We start from the raw sequence: 19,897 nt of genomic DNA on the forward strand, positions 1-19,897 counted from the left end.
GAAGGATATATGGCGAGCACCACCCTGGGCGTCAAAGTCGACGATCTGCTGCGCACCCGCCTGAGAGACGCCGCCACGCGGCTCGAACGGACCCCGCACTGGCTCATCAAGCAAGCCATCTTCGCGTACCTCGAACGCATCGAACATGGACAGTTGCCACCTGAACTGTCCGGTGCAATGGGTTCAGCCGATACGCTGGAACCCTCCGGGCATGCCGACTCCGAAGAAGACGGTGCGCCGCATCCCTTCCTCGATTTCGCCCAGAACGTGCAGCCGCAATCCGTGCTGCGCGCCGCGATCACGGCCGCATACCGGCGTCCGGAACCGGAATGCGTGCCGTTCCTGATCGGCCAGGCACGGCTGCCGGCCAACGTCGCCGCTGAAACGAATGCCATGGCGACGAAGCTTGTCGAAGCGCTGCGCAAGAAACAGACGGGCGGTGGTGTCGAAGGGCTGATTCATGAGTTTTCGCTGTCCAGCCAGGAAGGCGTCGCGTTGATGTGCCTCGCGGAAGCCCTGCTGCGCATTCCCGATCGCGCCACGCGCGACGCGCTGATCCGCGACAAGATCAGCAAGGGCGACTGGCGCTCGCATATGGGCCAGGCGCCGTCGCTGTTCGTGAACGCGGCGACGTGGGGCCTGATGATCACCGGCAAGCTGGTGACGACGAATAGCGAAGCGGGATTGTCGTCGGCGTTGACGCGCCTGATCGGACGCGGTGGTGAGCCGCTGATCCGCAAGGGCGTCGACATGGCCATGCGGTTGATGGGCGAACAATTCGTTACGGGCGAGACGATTTCGGAAGCGCTCGCAAACAGCCGCAAGTTCGAAGCGCGCGGTTTCCGTTATTCCTACGACATGCTCGGCGAAGCCGCGACGACGGAAGAGGATGCGGTTCGCTATTACGCGTCGTACGAGCAGGCCATTCACGCGATCGGCAAGGCGGCCGGATCGCGCGGCATTTACGAAGGCCCGGGGATTTCCATCAAGCTGTCCGCGCTGCATCCGCGTTACTCGCGCTCGCAGCAGGAACGCACGATGACCGAGTTGCTGCCGCGCGTGAAAGCGCTGGCCCTGCTCGCGCGGCGTTACGACATTGGCTTGAACATCGATGCGGAAGAGGCTGACAGGCTGGAAATTTCGCTCGATCTGCTCGAAGCGCTGTGCTTCGATCCGGAACTGGCCGGCTGGAACGGCATCGGTTTCGTGGTGCAGGCTTATCAAAAACGCTGCCCGTTTGTGATCGATTATTTGATCGATCTGGCGCGTCGCAGCCGTCATCGGATCATGGTTCGACTGGTTAAAGGCGCGTACTGGGATTCGGAGATCAAGCGCGCGCAAGTCGATGGCCTCGAAGGTTATCCGGTCTATACGCGCAAGATCTACACCGACATTTCCTACGTGGCCTGCGCGAAGAAACTGCTCGGCGCGCCCGATGCCGTCTATCCGCAATTCGCCACCCATAACGCGTTCACGCTGTCGGCTATCTATCATCTCGCTGGCGGAAATTATTACCCGGGTCAGTACGAGTTCCAGTGCCTGCACGGCATGGGCGAACCGCTGTACGAAGAAGTCACCGGGCGCGACAAGCTCAACCGGCCGTGCCGCGTGTATGCGCCTGTCGGCACGCACGAAACGCTGCTCGCGTATCTCGTGCGCCGTCTGCTCGAGAACGGCGCGAATACGTCGTTTGTGAACCGCATTGCCGACAGAACGATTCCCGTCAGCGACCTGGTGCAGGACCCTATCGACGAAGCTTCCAAGCTCACGCCGCTCGGTCTGCCTCATGCAAAGATCGCGTTGCCGCGCCAGTTGTTCGGCAGCGAGCGCCTCAATTCGATGGGCTTCGATCTGTCGAATGAGCATCGGCTGGCGTCGTTGTCGTCGGCATTGCTGGCGAGCGCGAATCATCCGTGGCGCGCGCAGCCTATGTTGGAAGCCACTGATTCCGTAGAGGGCGTTGCACGCGATGTCCGTAACCCGGCCGACTTGCGCGACCTCGTAGGCACAGTGGTCGACGCGACGTCGGAGCAAGTCGCGCTGGCGATTTCGAACGCTGTTGCCGCCGCGCCGATCTGGCAATCGACGCCCGTCGATGAACGCGCCGATTGCCTCGCCCGCGCAGCCGACCTGCTCGAAGCGCAGATGCATACGCTGATGGGCCTGGTGGTGCGCGAAGCGGGTAAATCGCTGGCGAATGCGGTGTCGGAGATTCGCGAAGCGATCGACTTCCTGCGTTATTACTCGACGCAGATCCGCAGCGAGTTTTCCAACGACACGCACCGTCCGCTGGGCCCCGTGGTCTGCATCAGCCCGTGGAACTTCCCGCTCGCGATCTTCATGGGACAAGTGGCTGCAGCACTCGCTGCAGGTAATCCGGTGCTCGCGAAGCCGGCGGAACAGACGCCGCTGATCGCAGCGCAAGCCGTGCGCATCCTGCGCGAAGCCGGCGTGCCGCCGGGCGCGGTGCAACTGCTGCCGGGCAATGGTGAAACCGTGGGCGCGGCGCTGGTTGCCGACCCGCGTACGCGTGCCGTGATGTTCACGGGATCGACGGAAGTCGCGCGCCTGATCAACAAGACCTTGTCCGAACGGCTCGACCCGGATGGCCGCCCGATTCCGCTGATCGCGGAGACGGGCGGACAGAACTCGATGATCGTCGATTCGTCGGCGCTGGCTGAGCAAGTGGTCGCGGACGTATTGCAGTCTTCCTTCGATTCCGCGGGTCAACGCTGTTCGGCGCTGCGTGTGTTGTGCCTGCAGGACGACGTCGCGGATCGCACGCTCAACATGCTCACCGGCGCTATGCAGCAGCTTTCGATGGGGAATCCCGACCGGCTTTCCACCGATGTCGGCCCTGTGATCGATGCCGAAGCGAAGCAGAGCATCGACGCGCACATTGCAGCGATGCGCGAGAAGGGCCGCAATGTCGTGCAGTTGCCCGTGCCTGAAGGCTGTGCACAAGGTACGTTTGTCCCGCCGACGTTGATCGAACTTGATTCCATCGACGAGTTGAAGCGCGAAGTGTTTGGTCCGGTCCTGCATGTGGTGAGGTATCGCCGGGCACATCTTGATAAACTGCTCGACCAAATCAAAGCGACGGGTTACGGGCTGACGCTGGGCATCCATACGCGTATTGATGAAACCATCGCGCACGTGGTGAGCCGCGCGCACGTGGGCAACATCTATGTGAACCGGAACGTGATTGGCGCGGTGGTCGGCGTGCAGCCGTTCGGTGGCGAAGGTTTGTCGGGCACGGGACCGAAAGCGGGCGGCGCGCTGTACTTGCAGCGGCTCCTTGCCAAGCGTCCCACGGGCTTGCCGAAATCGCTGGAAAGCGCGCTGATCGTGGACCAGACGACCGCGAACGCAACACCGGCCGCGTTGACCGCGCTGCGCGACTGGGCTATTGCCGAGCGCGATCCGCAAACGGCGGCACGTTGCGAAGGCCATCTGCAACATGTCATGGCCGGCGCGACCGCCGTGCTGCCCGGTCCGACCGGTGAGCGCAACACCTACACGCTCGGCGCACGCGGCACAGTGCTGTGCGTGGCAGCGACGGCAAGCGGCGCGCGCGCGCAACTCGCCGCGGTGCTCGCAACGGGCAATAAGGCGCTGTTTTCCGGTGCGGCCGGTGAGCAGCTCGTGGCAGCGCTGCCGGCGTCGATCAAGCCGTATGCATCGACGAGCAAGGGCCAGGATGCGGCTTTCGATGCAGTCTTGTTCGAAGGCGACAGCGACGAATTGATGGCGTTGGTGAAGGATGTCGCGAAACGCCCGGGACCGATCGTCTCGGTGCAGGGTGTGCCGGCGGGAGCGTTCGTCGACAACGCCCACGACGGCGAGCAGGATTACGCGCTCGAACGGTTGCTGACGGAACGCTCGGTGAGCGTGAACACGGCGGCCGCGGGCGGCAATGCGAATTTGATGACGATCGGCTGAGCTGTATTCGGCACAGCGGGTTGGCTCAAACAAACGGCAGCAGGCACGGCGATCCCGGCACACGCTGCCACTTACATGGGAATCAGGAGAGTTTATGGATTACACGATGAAGAAGCTGGCAGCAGCAATGCTGGTCGCCGGTCTGTCGGTTGCTGCAACAGCTCAGGCTCAAACCGCTGAAGACGTGAAGGTAGGATTCGCCGGCCCGATGACCGGCGCGCAAGCGCACTACGGCAAGGATTTCCAGAACGGCGTGGTGCTCGCGGTTGAAGATTTCAACGCGACCAAGCCCGTGATCGGCGGCAAGCCGATTCGCATCGTGCTCGATTCCGCTGATGACCAGGCTGACCCGCGCACCGGCACGACCGTTGCGCAAAAGCTGGTGGACGACAACGTCAAGGGCATGCTCGGTCACTTCAACTCGGGTACGACGATCCCCGCTTCGCGCATCTACGCGAACGCCGGCATTCCCGAAATCGCAATGGCAACCGCGCCGGAATACACGACGCAAGGTTACAAGACCGCGTTCCGCATGATGACTTCCGACACGCAGCAAGGATCGGTGGCCGGCGAGTTTGCGGTGAAGACGCTGAAGATGAAGAAGATTGCGATTGTCGATGACCGCACGGCGTATGGCCAGGGTCTTGCGGACCAGTTCGAGAAGGCCGCGAAGGCGTCGGGCGCGACCATCGTGGATCGTGAATATGCCAACGACAAGGCCGTTGACTTCAAGGCCATCCTGACCAAGATCAAGTCGTTGAATCCTGACCTTGTGTACTACGGCGGTGCGGATTCGCAAGCTGGCCCTATGGTCAAGCAGATGAAGACGCTGGGCATGCGTGCGCCGTTGATGGCGGGCGAAATGGTCAAGACCGACACATTCCTGAAGATCGCCGGCAACGCAGCCGACGGCACGGTGGCGTCGCTGGCTGGTTTGCCGCTCGATGAAATGCCGGGTGGCGCGGCTTATGTCGCGAAGTACAAGGCGCGCTTCAACGAAGATGTGCAAACGTACTCGCCGTACGCGTACGACGGCGCAATGGCTATGTTCTCGGCGATGAAGGCCGCAAACTCGACCGACCCGGCGAAGTACCTGCCGCTGCTCGCGAAGACCGACATGCCCGGCGTGACGTCGAAGCAGCTCGCGTATGACTCGAAGGGCGATTTGAAGAACGGCGGCATCACGCTGTACAAGGTCGTCGACGGCAAGTGGACGACGCTGCAAAGCGTGGGTGGCAAGTAAGTTGGTGTGAAGTGATTGCAGGCCCCGCATGCGTTCTGCGCAGCGGGGCTTTTTCTTGGCATGCTACCTGCCGAAATCCTCCTCCCAGTATTCATTCTCCCGCCGCACATCGCCGCTTCTTGCTTCTTCAGTTTTCCTTAGTTCCACGCGACGGATCTTGCCCGAGATGGTCTTCGGCAATTCATAAAACTCGATGCGTCGAATGCGCTTGTACGCAGCCAGTTTCTGCGCGGCGAACTTGAGGATCTCGCCGGCGGTTTCCTTCGTCGGTTCATAACCGTTGCGCAAGGCGACAAACGCTTTCGGCACCGATAAACGCAGCGGATCCGGACTCGGCACCACGGCCGCTTCGCCCACCGCCGGATGTTCGATCAGCACGCTCTCCAGCTCGAACGGACTGATGCGGTAATCCGATGCCTTGAAGACATCGTCGGCGCGGCCTACGTAGGTAAAGTAACCATCGTCGTCGATGGACGCTACATCGCCCGTACGATAGAGGCCGCCACGCATGGTCTCCTGCGTCTTCGACGGATCGTCCACGTAACCGTCCATCAAGCCGAGCGGCTTGGGGTCGAGGATCAGCGCGAGTTCGCCTTCCTGCGCGGGGTTGTCGTCGTGATCGAGCAGCGTGATGCGGTAGCCGGGTAATGGCCTGCCCATTGATCCCGGCTTCATCGGCTGCCCCGGCGAATTCGCGATCTCCGCCGTGGTTTCGGTCTGGCCGAAACCATCGCGTAACGTGAGGTTCCAGGCCTTTTTCACGCGCTCGATAATCTCCGGATTCAACGGTTCACCCGCGCCGACGACCTCGCGCAAATGCACCTTATATGCCGATAAATCTTCCTGGATCATCATGCGCCAGACGGTCGGCGGCGCGCACAGCGTGGTGATCTGATGCTTGACGAGCGCCTCCAGCGTGGCCTTCGCGCTGAAGCGCGACGTGTTGTGGATGAACACGGTCGCGCCCGCGTTCCACGGGGCGAAGACGCAACTCCACGCGTGCTTGGCCCAGCCGGGCGAGCTGATGTTGAGATGGACATCGCCGGGTTTCAGGCCGATCCAGTACATGGTCGACAAATGCCCGACCGGATAACTCTGATGGCTGTGCAGCACGAGCTTCGGGCGACTTGTCGTGCCGCTCGTGAAATACAGCAGCAGTGGGTCTGTCGCGAGCGTCCTGCCTTCAGGCTCGAACGAGGGGCTTTCATTAAACGCATCGGCGAAGTTCAGCCAGCCTGCGGGCAACGCAGCGCTCTGCGGGATGGCTACGGTTATGCGCGTCGTGGTTTTATCGATGGAATCAAACTTCGCGGTTTCACTCGACGCCACGATCACATGCTTCACTTCACCGCGCGTCATGCGGTCGGCAATGTCTGCCGGCGTCAGCAACATGGTCGCCGGAATGGTGACGGCGCCGAGCTTCATGGCGGCGAGCATGGTTTCCCAGAGCGCCGGCTGGTTCGGTAGCATCAGCAAGATCCGGTCGCCTCGCTGGACGCCTTGCTGCCTCAACCAGTTGGCCAACTGATTCGATCTCGCCGATAACTCCGCAAACGAGAGCTTCGTCTCGTCGCCGTTCTCTTCGACCACCCACAGCGCCGGATCGAGATTGCTGCGTGCGTATTCATCGAACCAGTCGAGCGCCCAGTTGAACTCCGTCAGTTCGGGCCACGTGAAGTCTTTATACGCGGTGGCGTAGTCGTCGCGATGACGCAGCAGAAAGTCTCTTGCCTGCAAAAATGCTTGCGATGCCATGGTCTTGCGTCTCCTGGATTGTGTTCGCTTTAGCGGTTGCTTGAGCCTGGATCTGGCTCTTGCATGCGGGTCTTTGTGAAACCCGCTTTCTCGCGAATGTTTGTGGCCGCCACGGTGCGTGGCTGGCGCTCACTTTTGCCGTAACTTCTCCCCTTGCTGCCTTACCTGATCCAACGTTGCCGCCGGGGTGCTCGCATCCTGCGGAATCCTGATTTCTATCACCGATGGCAATCCCGTCTTCACGGCGCGCTCGAATGCGGGCATGAATTGCGCCGTCGATTCGACCAGTTCCCCATGTGCTCCAAATGCGCGCGCATAGGCTGCGAAGTCGGGGTTTGTCAGCGCCGTGCCATGCACGCGGTTCGGATAGTGACGCTCCTGATGCATGCGGATCGTGCCGTATTGCTGGTTGTTCACCACCACGAATATCACCGCGAGCTTGTACTGCATTGCCGTGGCCAGCTCCTGGCTCGACATCAGGAAACATCCGTCCCCTGCAAACGCCACCACGACCCGTTCCGGATACAGCGACTTCGCGGCGATCGCGGCGGGTACGCCATAACCCATCGCACCACTCGTTGGCGCAACCTGCGACCGGAAATGCCGATACGCATAGTGTCGATGCAACCACGTCGCGTAATTCCCGGCACCGTTCGTGACGATGGCGTCGGCGGGAAGACGTTCGCTGAGTTGCTCCATGATCTCGCCGAGCTGGACATCGCCGAGCATTGGCCGCGGCTTGCGCCACGCGAGATACGCGTCATGCGCCGTTTCAATGGCGCCGCTCCAGGGGATGACTGCGGGCGGCTTGAGCGCGACCAGCGCCGACACCATCTCCGGCATGCCCGAAACAATCGGCAGATCTGCCGAATACACGCGCCCCAGTTCTTCGGCGCCTTGGTGCACGTGGATCAGCGTTTGTGTCGTCTTGGGTATGTCGAGCAACGTGTAACCACCGGTTGTCGACTCGCCCATTCGGGGACCCAGGACCAGGAGCAAGTCGGCTTCGTCGATGCGTGCGGCGAGGGCGGGATTGATCCCGAGGCCGACGTCGCCGGCGTAGTTGGGGTGGTTGTTGTTCAGTGTGTCCTGGAAGCGGAAGGCGCAGCCGACCGGCAACTGCCAAGTTTCCACGAAGCGTGCGAAATCCGCTGTGGCTTCGGGCGTCCATCCGCTGCCGCCGGCAATGACAAAGGGTTTCTTCGATGCCGCGAGCATCTCGTTCAAACGGGCGATTTGCGCCGGCGCCGGGGAGGCTGCCACACGCTGATAACGCGGCGCGCCCGGCACGGCTTCGCATGCGTCGCTCAGCACGTCTTCCGGCAAGGCGAGCACGACCGGGCCGGGCCGGCCGGAGGTCGCAATATGGAATGCATGGCTCAGATATTCGGGGATTCGACGCGGATCGTCGATTTGGGCGACCCACTTCGTCATTTGCCCGAACATGCGCCGGTAGTCGATTTCCTGAAATGCCTCGCGGTCCATGTGTTCGCGTGCGCATTGGCCGATCAACAGGATCATGGGCGTGGAATCCTGGAACGCCGTGTGCACGCCAATCGATGCATGCGTTGCGCCCGGGCCGCGGGTGACCAGCGCCACGCCGGGGCGGCCGGTCAGTTTGCCGATCGCTTCGGCCATGTTTGCCGCGGCGGCCTCGTGGCGGCAGACGATGGTCTGGATGCGGCTGGTTTCGTCGTGGAGGGAATCCAGGATAGCGAGGAAGCTTTCGCCGGGAACGCAGAAGACGCGTTCAACGCCGTGTGTGAGCAGTGCATCGACAACCAGGCGTGCGCCGGTCGTCGGAAGGGTGTTGGGGGACGAGACAGCAGATGTCATGCGATGAAATCTCCCAGAAGGTTTCGCGCTAGCGGTGGGCAGGGGATTTCATAGCTTACGCTTGGGCGGGGCGCCGGCGCTAGGGAGGGGTTTTGCTGGTTCTGCTGGCGCCGGCAACCTCAACACTCAACAATGTTCACCGCCAACCCACCCCGTGACGTTTCCTTGTATTTGGTTTTCATATCGGCGCCGGTTTGCATCATGGTTTTGATGACGGAATCGAGCGACACATAATGGCTGCCATCTCCTCGCATGGCCATGCGCGCAGCATTCACCGCTTTCATCGACCCCATCGCATTGCGTTCGATGCATGGAATCTGCACCATCCCGCCAACCGGATCGCAAGTCAGCCCGAGGTTATGTTCCATCCCGATCTCGGCCGCGTTTTCAACCTGCGTCGGCGTTCCGCCCATGACCGCCGCTAACGCCGCCGCCGCCATTGAACATGCCACGCCTACTTCACCCTGACACCCGACCTCGGCACCCGAAATGGAAGCGTTCATCTTGTACAGAATTCCGATAGCCGCCGCCGTCAGCAGAAAATCAATCACGCCCTGCGCATTCGACCCCGGCACGAACCGGTCGTAGTAATGCAGCACCGCCGGAATAATCCCTGCCGCACCGTTGGTCGGCGCCGTCACCACACGCCCGCCCACCGCGTTTTCCTCGTTCACCGCAATGGCGTACAGGTTGATCCAGTCGATCATGGAAAGCGGATCGCGCAGCGCCTGCTCGGGTTTGTCGACCAGCGCCCGATACAACACCGGCGCGCGCCGTTTAACCTGGAAGGGACCGGGCAGGCAGCCATCGGCGTCGGGGTTATCGATTCCGCAACCGCGCTTCACGCACGACTGCATCACGTCCCAAATGCGCAGCAAGCCCGCACGAATCTCCTCTTCGCTACGCCACACACGCTCGTTTTCCCACATCAATTGCGCCACGGATTTGCCCGTTTCACGGCACAACGCAAGCAATTCATCGCCGGACTGGAACGCATACGGCAACTGTTCAATCGCAGTGAGCACCTTCACATTCGACGCCCCCGCCGTCACCACAAAACCGCCGCCCACCGAGAGATAGGTCGAGTCACGCAATGACACGCCGTCGGCATCGAAGGCGTGGAGTTTCATGCCGTTCGGATGCTCAGCCAGCGCCTGTCGCAGAAACACAATGTGTTCCTTCAGCACGAACGGAATCTCATGCCGGCCCAGCAGCAAAAGCTTTTTCGTCGCGCGCACGGTTTCCAGACGCGCGCTGATCGTGTCGGCATCGACAGTGTCAGGCGCGTCGCCCATCAAGCCGAGCATCACGCCCCGGTCCGTACCATGCCCCTTGCCGGTTGCACCAAGCGAGCCGTACAACTCGCATTTCACGCTGGCAGTGGCGTCCAGCAGACCATCACGTTCGAGCCCCTGCACGAACATCAGGGCGGCCCGCATCGGTCCGACCGTATGCGAACTCGACGGACCGATGCCGATTTTGAAAAGATCGAAAACGCTGACTGCCATGACTGCTCCTGCAAAGGTGCTGCTAAAAAATCAGCGCGCCGGCAGCGGTAGACATACCGCGAGCCAGGCCGGCGGCGTGGGCGCCAGGCGCAGCGCAATGGGCGTGTAACGCCCGTCAAGCCGCGCCGATAGATGAAACAATTCGGCCGCGTGTTTCGGATCCCACGTGCCCGAATAACCGGGCAGGCCGGCCTCGCGGCGGGTGGCATCGAAGGGCACGGTCGAATGAACGAATTCTTCGTGCGTGCGTGTGCCGAGCGCGTACGGCGTGAGCCAGTTCAGCGCGGCGGCCAGCGTCGCGCCCGACTGTGCGCGCTCACCCAGCCAGTTGCGGTTATGGCGACGCGCTGCGAGCGCGGCGGTGACCAGCGGCTGCAGATCGTAAGTGACATAATGCAGCGCGTCGCGTTCGGCGAAATCGATGGTCGAGCCGTCCGGCGCAATGTTGTCTCCAATATGCTCCACATACAGACGCTGCGCTGCGTTAATCAGCTTGCGGTCATCAATAGTGAACGCGCCCATCGCGATCAACTTAATCCGGTGACTCTGCCAGTTGTTTCGATACGTGCCGGTCAGAGGCCGCTTTTGTTTGTCGATATCCGCTATATATCCCGTCACCAGCTTCGTGATGAACGCGCTCGACGCATTCCGCGTCTTTACCGGCAAGGCGCTCGCGGTCAGGTCGTAGGCGAGGATCAGCGACTCGAAATTCGTTTCATCGATAGGATTGAAACTCGGCTGGTACGTTGTGACCCAGGCGAATAGAAACCGGTCCACGAGCCGCAAATACGCTTCGTTGCCGGTCGCGCGCCACGCAAGCGCGGCGTCGCGCATTAATCCGAGATCCTTTTCCGCTTCTTCGCTTTCGTCGCGAATGCCCTGATGCGGCAACGTGCCTTCCGTATGAAGCGTGGCCCGCGCCTTCGGCTGGTCGTTCAGCCGCGACTGGACCATCTGTACCAATGCTTTCACGCCCGGATCGGCATTCGTGCGCTCGCTCGTCTGCATCGCGGGCGCGGCGCAAAAATTCATTGCGGCAAACGCGCTCTGCGCCGTGATTGCCGATGTCGCAAGAGCCGCGATCATCGCCGGAACACGCCACGTCTTACTCACCACTCGCACCTGTCGCGCCATGCAAAACTCCCTGATTGGCTTGGTTCGGGTGAGATGGTATCTGGTGTTGTGTGACTCCGGCAAAACTGTCCGGCCCTCAGGGAGGCCGGACAGTTGAAACGCGTGCTTATTCGCTATATTCCGACAATGGAATGCACGAGCAGAACAGATTACGGTCGCCGTAAGCGTTGTCGGCGCGGCCGACTGGCGGCCAGTACTTGCGTGCAATCAACGAAGTCAGCGGATATGCCGCCGTTTCACGCGAGTAGGCGTGGCTCCAGCCATCGGCCACAACCACCGCTGCCGTATGCGGCGCGTTTTTCAGCGGATTGTCTTCGCGATCCGACTTGCCTTCCTCCACCGCGCGAATTTCGTCGCGAATGGCGATCATCGCATCGACAAACCGATCCAGTTCTTCCTTTGACTCCGATTCCGTCGGCTCGACCATCAACGTGCCCGGCACCGGGAAGCTCATGGTCGGCGCATGAAAACCGTAGTCGATCAGGCGCTTCGCGACGTCATCGACCGAAATGCCGCTGGTTTCTTTCAACGGACGCAGATCGAGAATGCACTCGTGCGCGACCAGGCCGCCCGTGCCGCTGTACAGCACGGGGTAATGCGGAGCGAGACGCTTCGCCACGTAGTTCGCTGCGAGGATCGCGCTTTCGGTGGCGCTCGTGAGGCCTTGCGCGCCCATCATTGCGATATACATCCACGAGATCGGCAGAATGGCGGCCGAGCCATAAGGCGCCGACGATACCGCCCCAATCCCCGCTGTATCGCGTTGATAACCGGTCGAATGCTGGTTCGGCAGGAACTTGGCCAAATGCGCGCCGACTGCAACCGGACCCACGCCCGGTCCGCCGCCGCCATGCGGAATGCAGAAAGTCTTGTGCAGGTTCAGGTGCGAAACGTCCCCGCCGAACTGGCCCGGCGCGGTCAGGCCGACCATTGCGTTCATGTTCGCGCCATCGACGTAGACCTGGCCGCCGTGCGCATGCACGATCTCGCAGATTTCGCGCACGTTCGCTTCGAACACGCCGTGCGTGGACGGATACGTGATCATGATTGCCGCCAAATTCGCAGCGTGCTTGTCGGCCTTGGCCTTCAAGTCGGCGATATCGACGTTGCCTTGTTCATCGCACGCAACCACCACGACCTGCATGCCGGCCATTTGCGCCGATGCCGGGTTCGTGCCGTGTGCGGACGACGGAATCAGGCAGATGTTCCGATGCCCTTCGCCACGCGACTCGTGATACGCGTGGATGATCAGCAGGCCGGCGTATTCGCCTTGCGAGCCGGCGTTCGGTTGCAGCGACACCGCCGCGTAACCCGTACATGCAACCAGCATTTGCTCGAGCTGATCGATCATCGTGCGATAACCGACCGTTTGCTCAGCCGGCGCGAACGGATGAATCTGCGCGAATTCGGGCCACGTCACCGGCAGCATTTCGGACGTTGCGTTCAGCTTCATCGTGCATGAACCGAGCGGGATCATCGTGCGGTCGAGCGCGAGATCCTTGTCCGCCAGACTGCGCAGGTAGCGCAGCATTTCATGCTCGGAGTGATGACGGTTGAACACCGGATGCGTGAGGTAATCGCTCGTGCGTTCCAGCGATTTCGGCAAGGAGACTTTTGCGTCTGCATCCAGTGCGTCGATATCGAATGTTTCCGTCTTGCCCGCCACTTCCGCGAACAGCGCGAAGAGCTTCAGGAGGTCGTCGCGCGTGGTGGTTTCATCGACGGAAATGCCTACGTGCGTTGCATCAATGTGGCGCAGGTTCACGTGTACTGCCGACGCGGCCTGATGCAGCGCCGTGGTATTCGTGCCGCTGACGATGGTGACGGTGTCGAAGAAGGTTTCGTTCGCGAGCGTGTAACCGAGTTTTTGCACGCCGGCAGCGAAGATCGACGCGACGCGATTCACGCGCAACGCGATGGTCTTGAGACCCTGCGGCCCGTGGTACACGGCGTACATGCTGGCCATGATCGCGAGGAGCGCCTGGGCCGTACATACATTCGATGTCGCCTTTTCGCGGCGGATATGTTGTTCACGCGTTTGCAGCGCGAGACGCAGCGCGTGCTTGCCTTGGGCATCGACGGTCACGCCGACCAGACGGCCAGGCATTTGCCGTTTGAAGTCATCGCGTACGGCCATGTACGCGGCGTGCGGGCCGCCGAAACCGACCGGCACGCCAAAGCGCTGCGTATTACCGATAGCCACATCCGCGCCCCATTCTCCCGGCGGGGTCAGCAGCGTGAGTGACAGCAAGTCGGCGGCGGCGATCACAAAACCACCGGCGGCATGCACGGCTTCGGTCAATGCGCGATAGTCGTGCACATCGCCATTCGCGCCCGGGTATTGCAGCAGCACGCCGAATGCGTTGGCTTTGGCGGCATCGTCGGCGGGACCGACTTTCACTTCAATACCTGCCGGTTTCGCGCGCGTCTGCACGACTTCTATGGTCTGCGGCAGCACGTCCTCGGCAACATAAAACACGTTCGATTTCGGCTTGCCCGCGCGTTGCAGCAGCGTCATGGCTTCGGCGGCGGCAGTGGCTTCGTCGAGCAGCGATGCGTTCGAAATAGCGAGACCCGTCAGGTCGATAATCATTTGCTGGAAGTTGAGCAACGCTTCCAGGCGGCCTTGCGAAATCTCCGGCTGATACGGCGTGTATGCCGTGTACCACGCCGGGTTTTCAAGCACGTTACGCAGGATCACGGCCGGCGTGTGCGTGCCGTAATAACCTTGCCCAATGTAGTTTCTGAACACCAGGTTCTGATCCGCGAGTTTCCTTAACGACGCCAGCGCTTCTGCTTCGCTCTTTGGCTGCGTGAACGCGCCGAGCGGAAGCGTTTCCTGACGCCGGATGGACTCGGGAATCACCGCGTCGATGAACGCAGCACGCGAGGCGAAACCGAGCGCTTCGAGCATGGCGTGCTGGTCGGCCGCATCCGGGCCAATGTGCCGCTGGGCGAACGCGTTGTGGCATTCGAGTGCGGCGAGCGACAAGGATGAGCGATTCATCAGATGGTCCGGGTGTTCGAGCTTCATGAGAGTTCCTGCTGGTGCGGCGTGGTTTGCTGTTGAGCGCCAAGCACGCCGCACGGTCGTTGAAAAGTTTTACTCGCCGATCGAGGTGCCGTATGCAGCGGCATCGATCAGCCGATCCGTCTTGGCGTCGGCGGCGGGCTTGATCTTGAAGAGCCAGCTTTCGTACGGCGTGCCGTTGATCTGATCCGGCGTGCCGGTCAGCGCGTCGTTCGCGCCGACGATTTCACCGGATACGGGTGCGTAGATATCGGATGCTGCCTTCACCGATTCGATCACCGCGATGGCGTCGCCGGCCGCAACGGTCTTACCCACCGGCGGCAATTCGATGAACACGACGTCGCCCAGTGCTTCCTGTGCGTGATCTGTAATACCGATGGTCAGGGTGCCGTCGGATTCGGTGCGCACCCATTCGTGCGATTCGGTGTATTTGAGGTCGGCCGGGATGCTCATGCGGATGCTCCAGTTGTCTTTGAGGGTGGGTCGTGCGTGGCTTTTTCAGCAGGCGATTGCGGGCGTTTTAAAGCGCCGCCAACACCTTGCCGTTGCGCACGAACGGCAGTTTTACCACGCTTGCAGGCAGTTGTTTGTCGCGGATCACGACATGCACTTTGTCGCCCGGTTTCACGCTCGCTGGCACCCGGGCGAACGCGATGGATTCCTGCATCGACGGCGAGAATGTGCCGCTCGTGATCTCGCCTTCACCGTCGGCCGTGACGACTTTCTGGTGAGCACGAAGCACGCCACCCGCGCGGCCGTTTTCCTTCTGCAGAATCAAGCCGACAAAGCGCGCCTTCGATCCATTCGCTTCCAGTGCGGCACGGCCGACGAACGCGCGATTCGTGTCGCTCAGATCGACGGTCCAGGCGAGCCCGGCGTCGAGTGGCGAGACCGTGTCGTCCATGTCCTGGCCGTACAGGTTCATACCGGCTTCCAGGCGCAGCGTGTCGCGTGCGCCGAGGCCGGCAGGCTTCACGCCTTGCGCGATCAATGCGTTCCAGAACGCTTCCACTTGCGTCGCCGGAACCACGATTTCGAAACCGTCCTCGCCCGTGTAGCCGGTGCGCGCGAGCATGACGTCGCCGAACGAGCTGGCCGGGAATTGCACGGCGTTGAAGGGTTTGAGTTCCGCGGTGGTGTCACGCGTTTCCGGCAGCACTTGCCAGACTTTTTCGCGTGCGTTCGGTCCCTGCACGGCGACGATCGCGAAGTCGCGTCGCGGTGTGATGGTCAGTCCAAAACCGCCTTCCGCGTTCAGATGGCCGAACCACGCGATGTCTTTCTCAGCCGTGCCGGCGTTCACGACGACGCGGTAGTTGTCGTTAGCGAAGTAATAGACGATCAGGTCATCGATCACGCCGCCTTCCGGGTTCAGCAGGCACGAATAGAGCGCCTTGCCGGGAACGGTGAGTTTGTCGACGTTGTTGGCGATTGCGTACTTGAAGAACTCGCGCGCTTTGTCGCCGGTGAAATCGACGACGCGCATGTGCGACACGTCGAACATGCCGGCGTCGGTGCGCACCGCATGGTGTTCGTCGATCTGCGAGCCGTAATTGACGGGCATGTCCCAGCCGCCGAAATCGACCATGCGTGCGTTGAGCGCAAGGTGAGTGGCGTGCAAGGGCGTGTGTTGAAGATCAGACATGGAGCGGGCCTCGGGCGTGCGCGAAAACAAAAAAAGGCCATGCGTCGAACCCGCTCGGGGTTTCGGCTTTTTGAGCTGCGCCAGATGCGTGAAACCATCCGGCTGCAACGTGCAAAGCCCAAACCGCGTAGCGATTCGGTACATGACCCCTCTGTCCTCGGTACCTGAGAGATTGCACGCAGTTCGCCGATGCTCCGACGTTCAACGCGCGCCCCTTCGGTGGGCATCTGGCTGGTGTTTCCTGATCAGCCGATGCCGCTCTCCAGAGTTCGACTTTCCGTTCACCGGCGCCCGGTTAAAGGCGCACTGCTTGAACGGAACTTCGACGCGGCCGGTCCTTTTGCCTGAGAGTTTGTGGGTGTGCCCCTTCGGCGGCGCTGCTTCGTTTTTATGTCGTCTGGAACATCAACGACCAACGGCCAGCGCTCTCTCCCGACGCGTGCGGCGAATTTACGCGACCGAATTCAGCTTGTCAAACGCCGCGGGCTGGCACGGCTGCCCTTAATCCTTCGCGAGCCCGGGGTCCACGCGCCTGCCGATATCGCGCAGGCGCGCGAGTTGATCGACCATCGACGGCGCTTCGTCCAGACTGCTCACAAAGGTCCAGAGATACGTCATCACGGCATAGACATGTCCGGCCTTGACCGCCGGCGCCAGCGCCAACTGGCTGATGGCGATGACAAACAGCACGGCCGCGACAGAACCGACGAAGAGAAACGCCCCGGCTTCGCGGTTCGACAAATGAATCCGCAGTCTGGAAAGCACGCGATAGTGCCTGTTCAGCGTGACGGTCCCGACCTTCGCGACCAAACCGATTTCCTTCTCCAGCCGGTCATTCAGGCGCTGATGCAAGCCCTGGTTGCGTCGTGCAAAGCGCGGCAGCAAGGCCAGGCACAGCAGCAATCCGCCCAGGCTGGCTACGCCGATCCACGGTTCGATTGCCAGCAACATGGCCACGGCGCCGATTATCGATACCAAAGCGGTGACCATGGTCGGCACGTGTTTTTCGAAGAAATCGACAAACTCCCGGGCCAGCACCACGCGCGCCGCGGCCGTCGACGTACTTTGGTTCTGCAGCCGCTGGTTCAGGATCACCGGGACCGCCAGATCGGCGTATATCCGCGTGAAGGTGCGCGTATCCACGGCCCGGCGTGCAGCGCCGACCGCCCAGAACGCCAATACAATCACCGCGTAGAACAACGCGCTGTGGGCGTCGCCGCGGATGATGGAGTCGACGGCGAATCCGGCGAACAGCGGATACGCGAGCAACAGCGCGTTCTCCAGCGCAACGAGCGACAGCGTGAAGAACAGCTTGCCCGGATAGGTACGGGCAATGGTTTTGAGCGTGGAGGCGGCGGATTGCTCGCCCAGCTTTTTGCTCTCGACTATCTGGATTTCTGGTGTGACGAATGACATGACGTGCCCTGAGGAAATAGCCGCTATAATTTGAGCGACCGCTCAAATTATACTTGAGCAGTCGCTCAAAATGCAAGCTCAGCTAAACCGTTCACGGTTTTAAAGGAATAGAACATGTCGCGGTCGTCCCCCGAACGCAAAGATCAGATCATTGCGGCCGCCCTTGAGTTGTTTCGCCGAAAAGGTTTCGCGGACGTTTCGACGCGCGATCTGGCCGAGCACGCCGGGTTGTCGCGCAGTCACATCTATCACTACTTTGGCGACTGGAATGAGTTGCGCCGCGAGGCGTTCGTGCACTTTGCCGACGAGCAACTCGAAGAAACCGCCGCGCATCTGGCCGATAAACCGCCGGTCGAAGCGTTGCTCGGTTTTATCCGCGACTGCCTGCCGGCCGGCAAGGATGATGGCTGGGGGCTGTGGTTGGATGCTTGGGACGAGGCCATGCACGACGCGGAACTGGCGCGGGCTTATTTAAGCGAGATTGGTCGCTGGCAAGCCATGCTTCGCGGAATTATCGAACGGGGAGTGGCGGCGGAGGTGTTTCGCTGTGCATCGCCGGAACGTGCGGCCCGGCAACTCTTCGCGCTGGCAATGGGCTATGCCGATGATTTGTTGTTGGCGCCCTCGGCCGAAGCTGTTGAAGCCGCGTTGGAGGAGGTCGTGGAAGTAGCGGAGATGGTGTTGGGGTTCGAGCTTGGTGCTCTTGGAGCCGAACGGCAGCCATAGAGCAGGCCATCCGTTCGGCACATAAAACTGCGGTGCTTAAACTTACTGCTTACTGAATTGCGCGCTGCAGACCGTCCAGTTCGCCGTTCAGCGTGTGCTGTTCTTCACCCGACAAACCGCCGCCATGCTGGGACGCCATGTCGCGCGCTTCCTGACGCACTACATCCAGACGATGATGGAACGCATCGCCTTGTGGCGGCGGGTAGAAGCCCTGGCTTACGCGCTGATCGACGTGATGCCACAGCGAGTTGATGCGGCCATTGACCTGATCCATCCGATGCACCGCTTCCATATGCGGATCGGGGCGTGCCGGTGCTTCCTGGACGACATCGACCTGCCGGGTCGGCTGCACGACACACGCAGCTAGCGATCCCGCGAGCGCCACGCCGATCAGCGCGCGGGCAAAACTTGCATTAAGCGTCAGCATTGAATTTCCCCTCTTTTGGTTTTTAAGACACGACGACTGGAGAAAGAACGGCCCACGCACCGCCGCGGCTGACGCCGGAGCGGTGCGCAAATGTAACGCTGTGTGTTTGAAAGTCCGGCGTGGGCCGTTTGTTATCAGAGATCAGAGCGGCTTGAAATCCAGGCGGCGTCCTTCTGCGTTGCTGCGAATGGCGATGTCGATGATGGTCATGACATCGACGGCATCTTGGGAAGTGACCGGGAACGGTTTGTCCTCAAGCACCGATGCCGCGAGCGCTCGATAAAACTCCACATACGCACCGTCTCGGGTCGCGAACTCCTGACGCAGGTCGTGGTCGCCATCGACTTCGCGCAACAGGCCGGGAGGATTGCGGCCGAACTCCGGGTTCCCCGGGCGCAAACCGGCTTTGAGCTGGTCTTCCTGAACGTCCAGACCCGTTTTCACATAGCTGCCGCGCGTGCCGTGAATGGCGAAGCGCGGCGGTTCCAGCGCGGCGAGCGCGGTGGCGTGCAGCACGATTTCCTTGTCCTCATAGCCGAGCAACAGATGAACGTAATCCGGTGCGCTGGCGTGATCGCGGTGCGCCTTGACGCTGGCGAAAATGGTCTGCGGGCGGCCGAAGAGCGCCAGCGCCTGATCGATCAGATGCGGCCCGAGATCGAACAACAAACCGCCGCCACGCGACGCTTCCTCACGCCAGCGTTGCGGCACCTTCGGGCGGAAGCGGTCGAAATGTGATTCATAGTGCGTCACTCGCCCAAGCCGGCCGCTTTCGATCAACGCGCGTACCGTCATGAAATCGCCATCCCAGCGACGGTTGTGGAACGACGCAAACAGCAGTCCGCGCTTTTCGGCCAGTTCGGCGAGCGTTTTTGCGTCGGCGCCGGAGAGGGTGACCGGTTTGTCGACCACCACGTTCCTGCCCGCTTCGAGGGCTCTCCTGGCGAAATCGAAATGGGTGTCGTTGGGGGTGGCGATGACGATGCAATCGAGTTCATCGAGGGCGAGCAGTGCATCGAAATCTTCGACGATCGTCGCGTTCGGGTAGTCGGCCTGCGCCCGCTCGGGTTTGCCCGTGGCAATGGCGGATACCACCGCGCGGCCACAATGTTCTATTACCGGCGCGTGAAACGTTTCGCCGGCGAAGCCATATCCCATCAGGCCTACTTTGAGAAGTGCTGTCATGTGGGCATCCTGTTGTTTTGGCGATGCCGGTATTGTGGCATGGGCGGAA

The 19,897-nt window shown here is 61.4% G+C and carries 13 protein-coding genes and 2 riboswitches; of the genes, 3 read left to right on the forward strand and 10 right to left on the reverse strand.

Annotation, left to right across the window (positions count from 1 at the left end; translation table 11 throughout):
- Positions 1-9 precede the first annotated feature (9 nt).
- Together putA and ABH944_RS12025 are read left to right on the forward strand one after the other, a co-directional pair.
- Positions 10-3,942, forward strand: a complete 3,933-nt coding sequence (putA, locus tag ABH944_RS12020; RefSeq protein ID WP_404606133.1) for a trifunctional transcriptional regulator/proline dehydrogenase/L-glutamate gamma-semialdehyde dehydrogenase — start codon at positions 10-12, stop codon at positions 3,940-3,942.
- A 94-nt stretch (positions 3,943-4,036) separates the two neighbouring features.
- On the forward strand, positions 4,037-5,185 hold the full coding sequence (locus tag ABH944_RS12025; RefSeq protein ID WP_404606134.1) for a branched-chain amino acid ABC transporter substrate-binding protein: 1,149 nt from the start codon (positions 4,037-4,039) through the stop codon (positions 5,183-5,185).
- A gap of 63 nt (positions 5,186-5,248) precedes the next feature.
- Here the strand turns inward: ABH944_RS12025 and ABH944_RS12030 are convergent, their stop codons facing one another.
- From ABH944_RS12030 to ABH944_RS12065, 8 genes are all read right to left on the reverse strand, one after another.
- Positions 5,249-6,940 (reverse strand): AMP-binding protein, encoded by a 1,692-nt coding sequence (locus ABH944_RS12030; protein ID WP_404606135.1) that lies wholly within the window; start codon positions 6,938-6,940, stop codon positions 5,249-5,251.
- A 129-nt stretch (positions 6,941-7,069) separates the two neighbouring features.
- Positions 7,070-8,776, reverse strand: coding sequence for a thiamine pyrophosphate-binding protein (locus ABH944_RS12035; protein WP_404606137.1), 1,707 nt, complete (start codon positions 8,774-8,776; stop codon positions 7,070-7,072).
- Between the two features lie 119 nt (positions 8,777-8,895).
- Positions 8,896-10,284 (reverse strand): L-serine ammonia-lyase, encoded by a 1,389-nt coding sequence (locus ABH944_RS12040; protein ID WP_404606139.1) that lies wholly within the window; start codon positions 10,282-10,284, stop codon positions 8,896-8,898.
- A gap of 30 nt (positions 10,285-10,314) precedes the next feature.
- On the reverse strand, positions 10,315-11,418 hold the full coding sequence (locus ABH944_RS12045; RefSeq protein WP_404606140.1) for an alginate lyase family protein: 1,104 nt from the start codon (positions 11,416-11,418) through the stop codon (positions 10,315-10,317).
- A gap of 106 nt (positions 11,419-11,524) precedes the next feature.
- Positions 11,525-14,452, reverse strand: coding sequence for an aminomethyl-transferring glycine dehydrogenase (gcvP, locus tag ABH944_RS12050; protein ID WP_404606141.1), 2,928 nt, complete (start codon positions 14,450-14,452; stop codon positions 11,525-11,527).
- Positions 14,453-14,521: 69 nt separating this feature from the next.
- Positions 14,522-14,902 carry a glycine cleavage system protein GcvH gene (gcvH, locus tag ABH944_RS12055; RefSeq protein ID WP_062084952.1) on the reverse strand — a complete coding sequence of 127 codons (381 nt, stop codon included), beginning with the start codon at positions 14,900-14,902 and terminating at the stop codon, positions 14,522-14,524.
- A 67-nt stretch (positions 14,903-14,969) separates the two neighbouring features.
- Positions 14,970-16,094, reverse strand: coding sequence for a glycine cleavage system aminomethyltransferase GcvT (gcvT, locus tag ABH944_RS12060; RefSeq protein WP_404606143.1), 1,125 nt, complete (start codon positions 16,092-16,094; stop codon positions 14,970-14,972).
- Between the two features lie 141 nt (positions 16,095-16,235).
- A riboswitch (glycine riboswitch) is annotated at positions 16,236-16,370 on the reverse strand.
- 46 nt (positions 16,371-16,416) lie between these two features.
- Positions 16,417-16,539, reverse strand: a riboswitch (glycine riboswitch).
- A gap of 56 nt (positions 16,540-16,595) precedes the next feature.
- Positions 16,596-17,510 carry an ABC transporter six-transmembrane domain-containing protein gene (locus ABH944_RS12065; RefSeq protein ID WP_404606144.1) on the reverse strand — a complete coding sequence of 305 codons (915 nt, stop codon included), beginning with the start codon at positions 17,508-17,510 and terminating at the stop codon, positions 16,596-16,598.
- A 114-nt stretch (positions 17,511-17,624) separates the two neighbouring features.
- Between ABH944_RS12065 and ABH944_RS12070 the strand changes: the two genes are divergently transcribed.
- A complete protein-coding gene (locus ABH944_RS12070) occupies positions 17,625-18,236 on the forward strand; it encodes a TetR/AcrR family transcriptional regulator (protein ID WP_404606145.1) in 612 nt (203 codons plus the stop codon).
- A gap of 49 nt (positions 18,237-18,285) precedes the next feature.
- Here ABH944_RS12070 and ABH944_RS12075 read toward each other — a convergent pair whose 3' ends face one another.
- Both ABH944_RS12075 and ABH944_RS12080 read right to left on the reverse strand, forming a co-directional pair.
- The gene (locus ABH944_RS12075) at positions 18,286-18,663 is read right to left on the reverse strand and encodes a hypothetical protein (protein WP_404606146.1); all 378 of its coding nucleotides are present in this window, start codon (positions 18,661-18,663) and stop codon (positions 18,286-18,288) included.
- 141 nt (positions 18,664-18,804) lie between these two features.
- Complete coding sequence (locus tag ABH944_RS12080; protein ID WP_404606148.1) at positions 18,805-19,848, reverse strand: oxidoreductase; 1,044 nt, start codon at positions 19,846-19,848, stop codon at positions 18,805-18,807.
- Positions 19,849-19,897 lie beyond the last annotated feature (49 nt).

This window comes from Caballeronia udeis (assembly GCF_044909315.1).
GTDB lineage: Bacteria > Pseudomonadota > Gammaproteobacteria > Burkholderiales > Burkholderiaceae > Caballeronia > Caballeronia udeis_A.

Bases quoted from the DNA above. Each gene is read 5' to 3' on its own strand.
- gcvT (WP_404606143.1), bottom strand. From the start codon at position 16,094: ATGTCTGATCTTCAACACACGCCCTTGCACGCCACTCACCTTGCGCTC.
- ABH944_RS12045 (WP_404606140.1), bottom strand. From the start codon at position 11,418: ATGGCGCGACAGGTGCGAGTGGTGAGTAAGACGTGGCGTGTTCCGGCG.
- gcvH (WP_062084952.1), bottom strand. From the start codon at position 14,902: ATGAGCATCCCGGCCGACCTCAAATACACCGAATCGCACGAATGGGTG.
- ABH944_RS12030 (WP_404606135.1), bottom strand. From the start codon at position 6,940: ATGGCATCGCAAGCATTTTTGCAGGCAAGAGACTTTCTGCTGCGTCAT.
- ABH944_RS12080 (WP_404606148.1), bottom strand. From the start codon at position 19,848: ATGACAGCACTTCTCAAAGTAGGCCTGATGGGATATGGCTTCGCCGGC.
- ABH944_RS12070 (WP_404606145.1), top strand. From the start codon at position 17,625: ATGTCGCGGTCGTCCCCCGAACGCAAAGATCAGATCATTGCGGCCGCC.
- ABH944_RS12040 (WP_404606139.1), bottom strand. From the start codon at position 10,284: ATGGCAGTCAGCGTTTTCGATCTTTTCAAAATCGGCATCGGTCCGTCG.
- gcvP (WP_404606141.1), bottom strand. From the start codon at position 14,452: ATGAAGCTCGAACACCCGGACCATCTGATGAATCGCTCATCCTTGTCG.
- ABH944_RS12075 (WP_404606146.1), bottom strand. From the start codon at position 18,663: ATGCTGACGCTTAATGCAAGTTTTGCCCGCGCGCTGATCGGCGTGGCG.
- ABH944_RS12025 (WP_404606134.1), top strand. From the start codon at position 4,037: ATGGATTACACGATGAAGAAGCTGGCAGCAGCAATGCTGGTCGCCGGT.
- ABH944_RS12035 (WP_404606137.1), bottom strand. From the start codon at position 8,776: ATGACATCTGCTGTCTCGTCCCCCAACACCCTTCCGACGACCGGCGCA.
- ABH944_RS12065 (WP_404606144.1), bottom strand. From the start codon at position 17,510: ATGTCATTCGTCACACCAGAAATCCAGATAGTCGAGAGCAAAAAGCTG.
- putA (WP_404606133.1), top strand. From the start codon at position 10: ATGGCGAGCACCACCCTGGGCGTCAAAGTCGACGATCTGCTGCGCACC.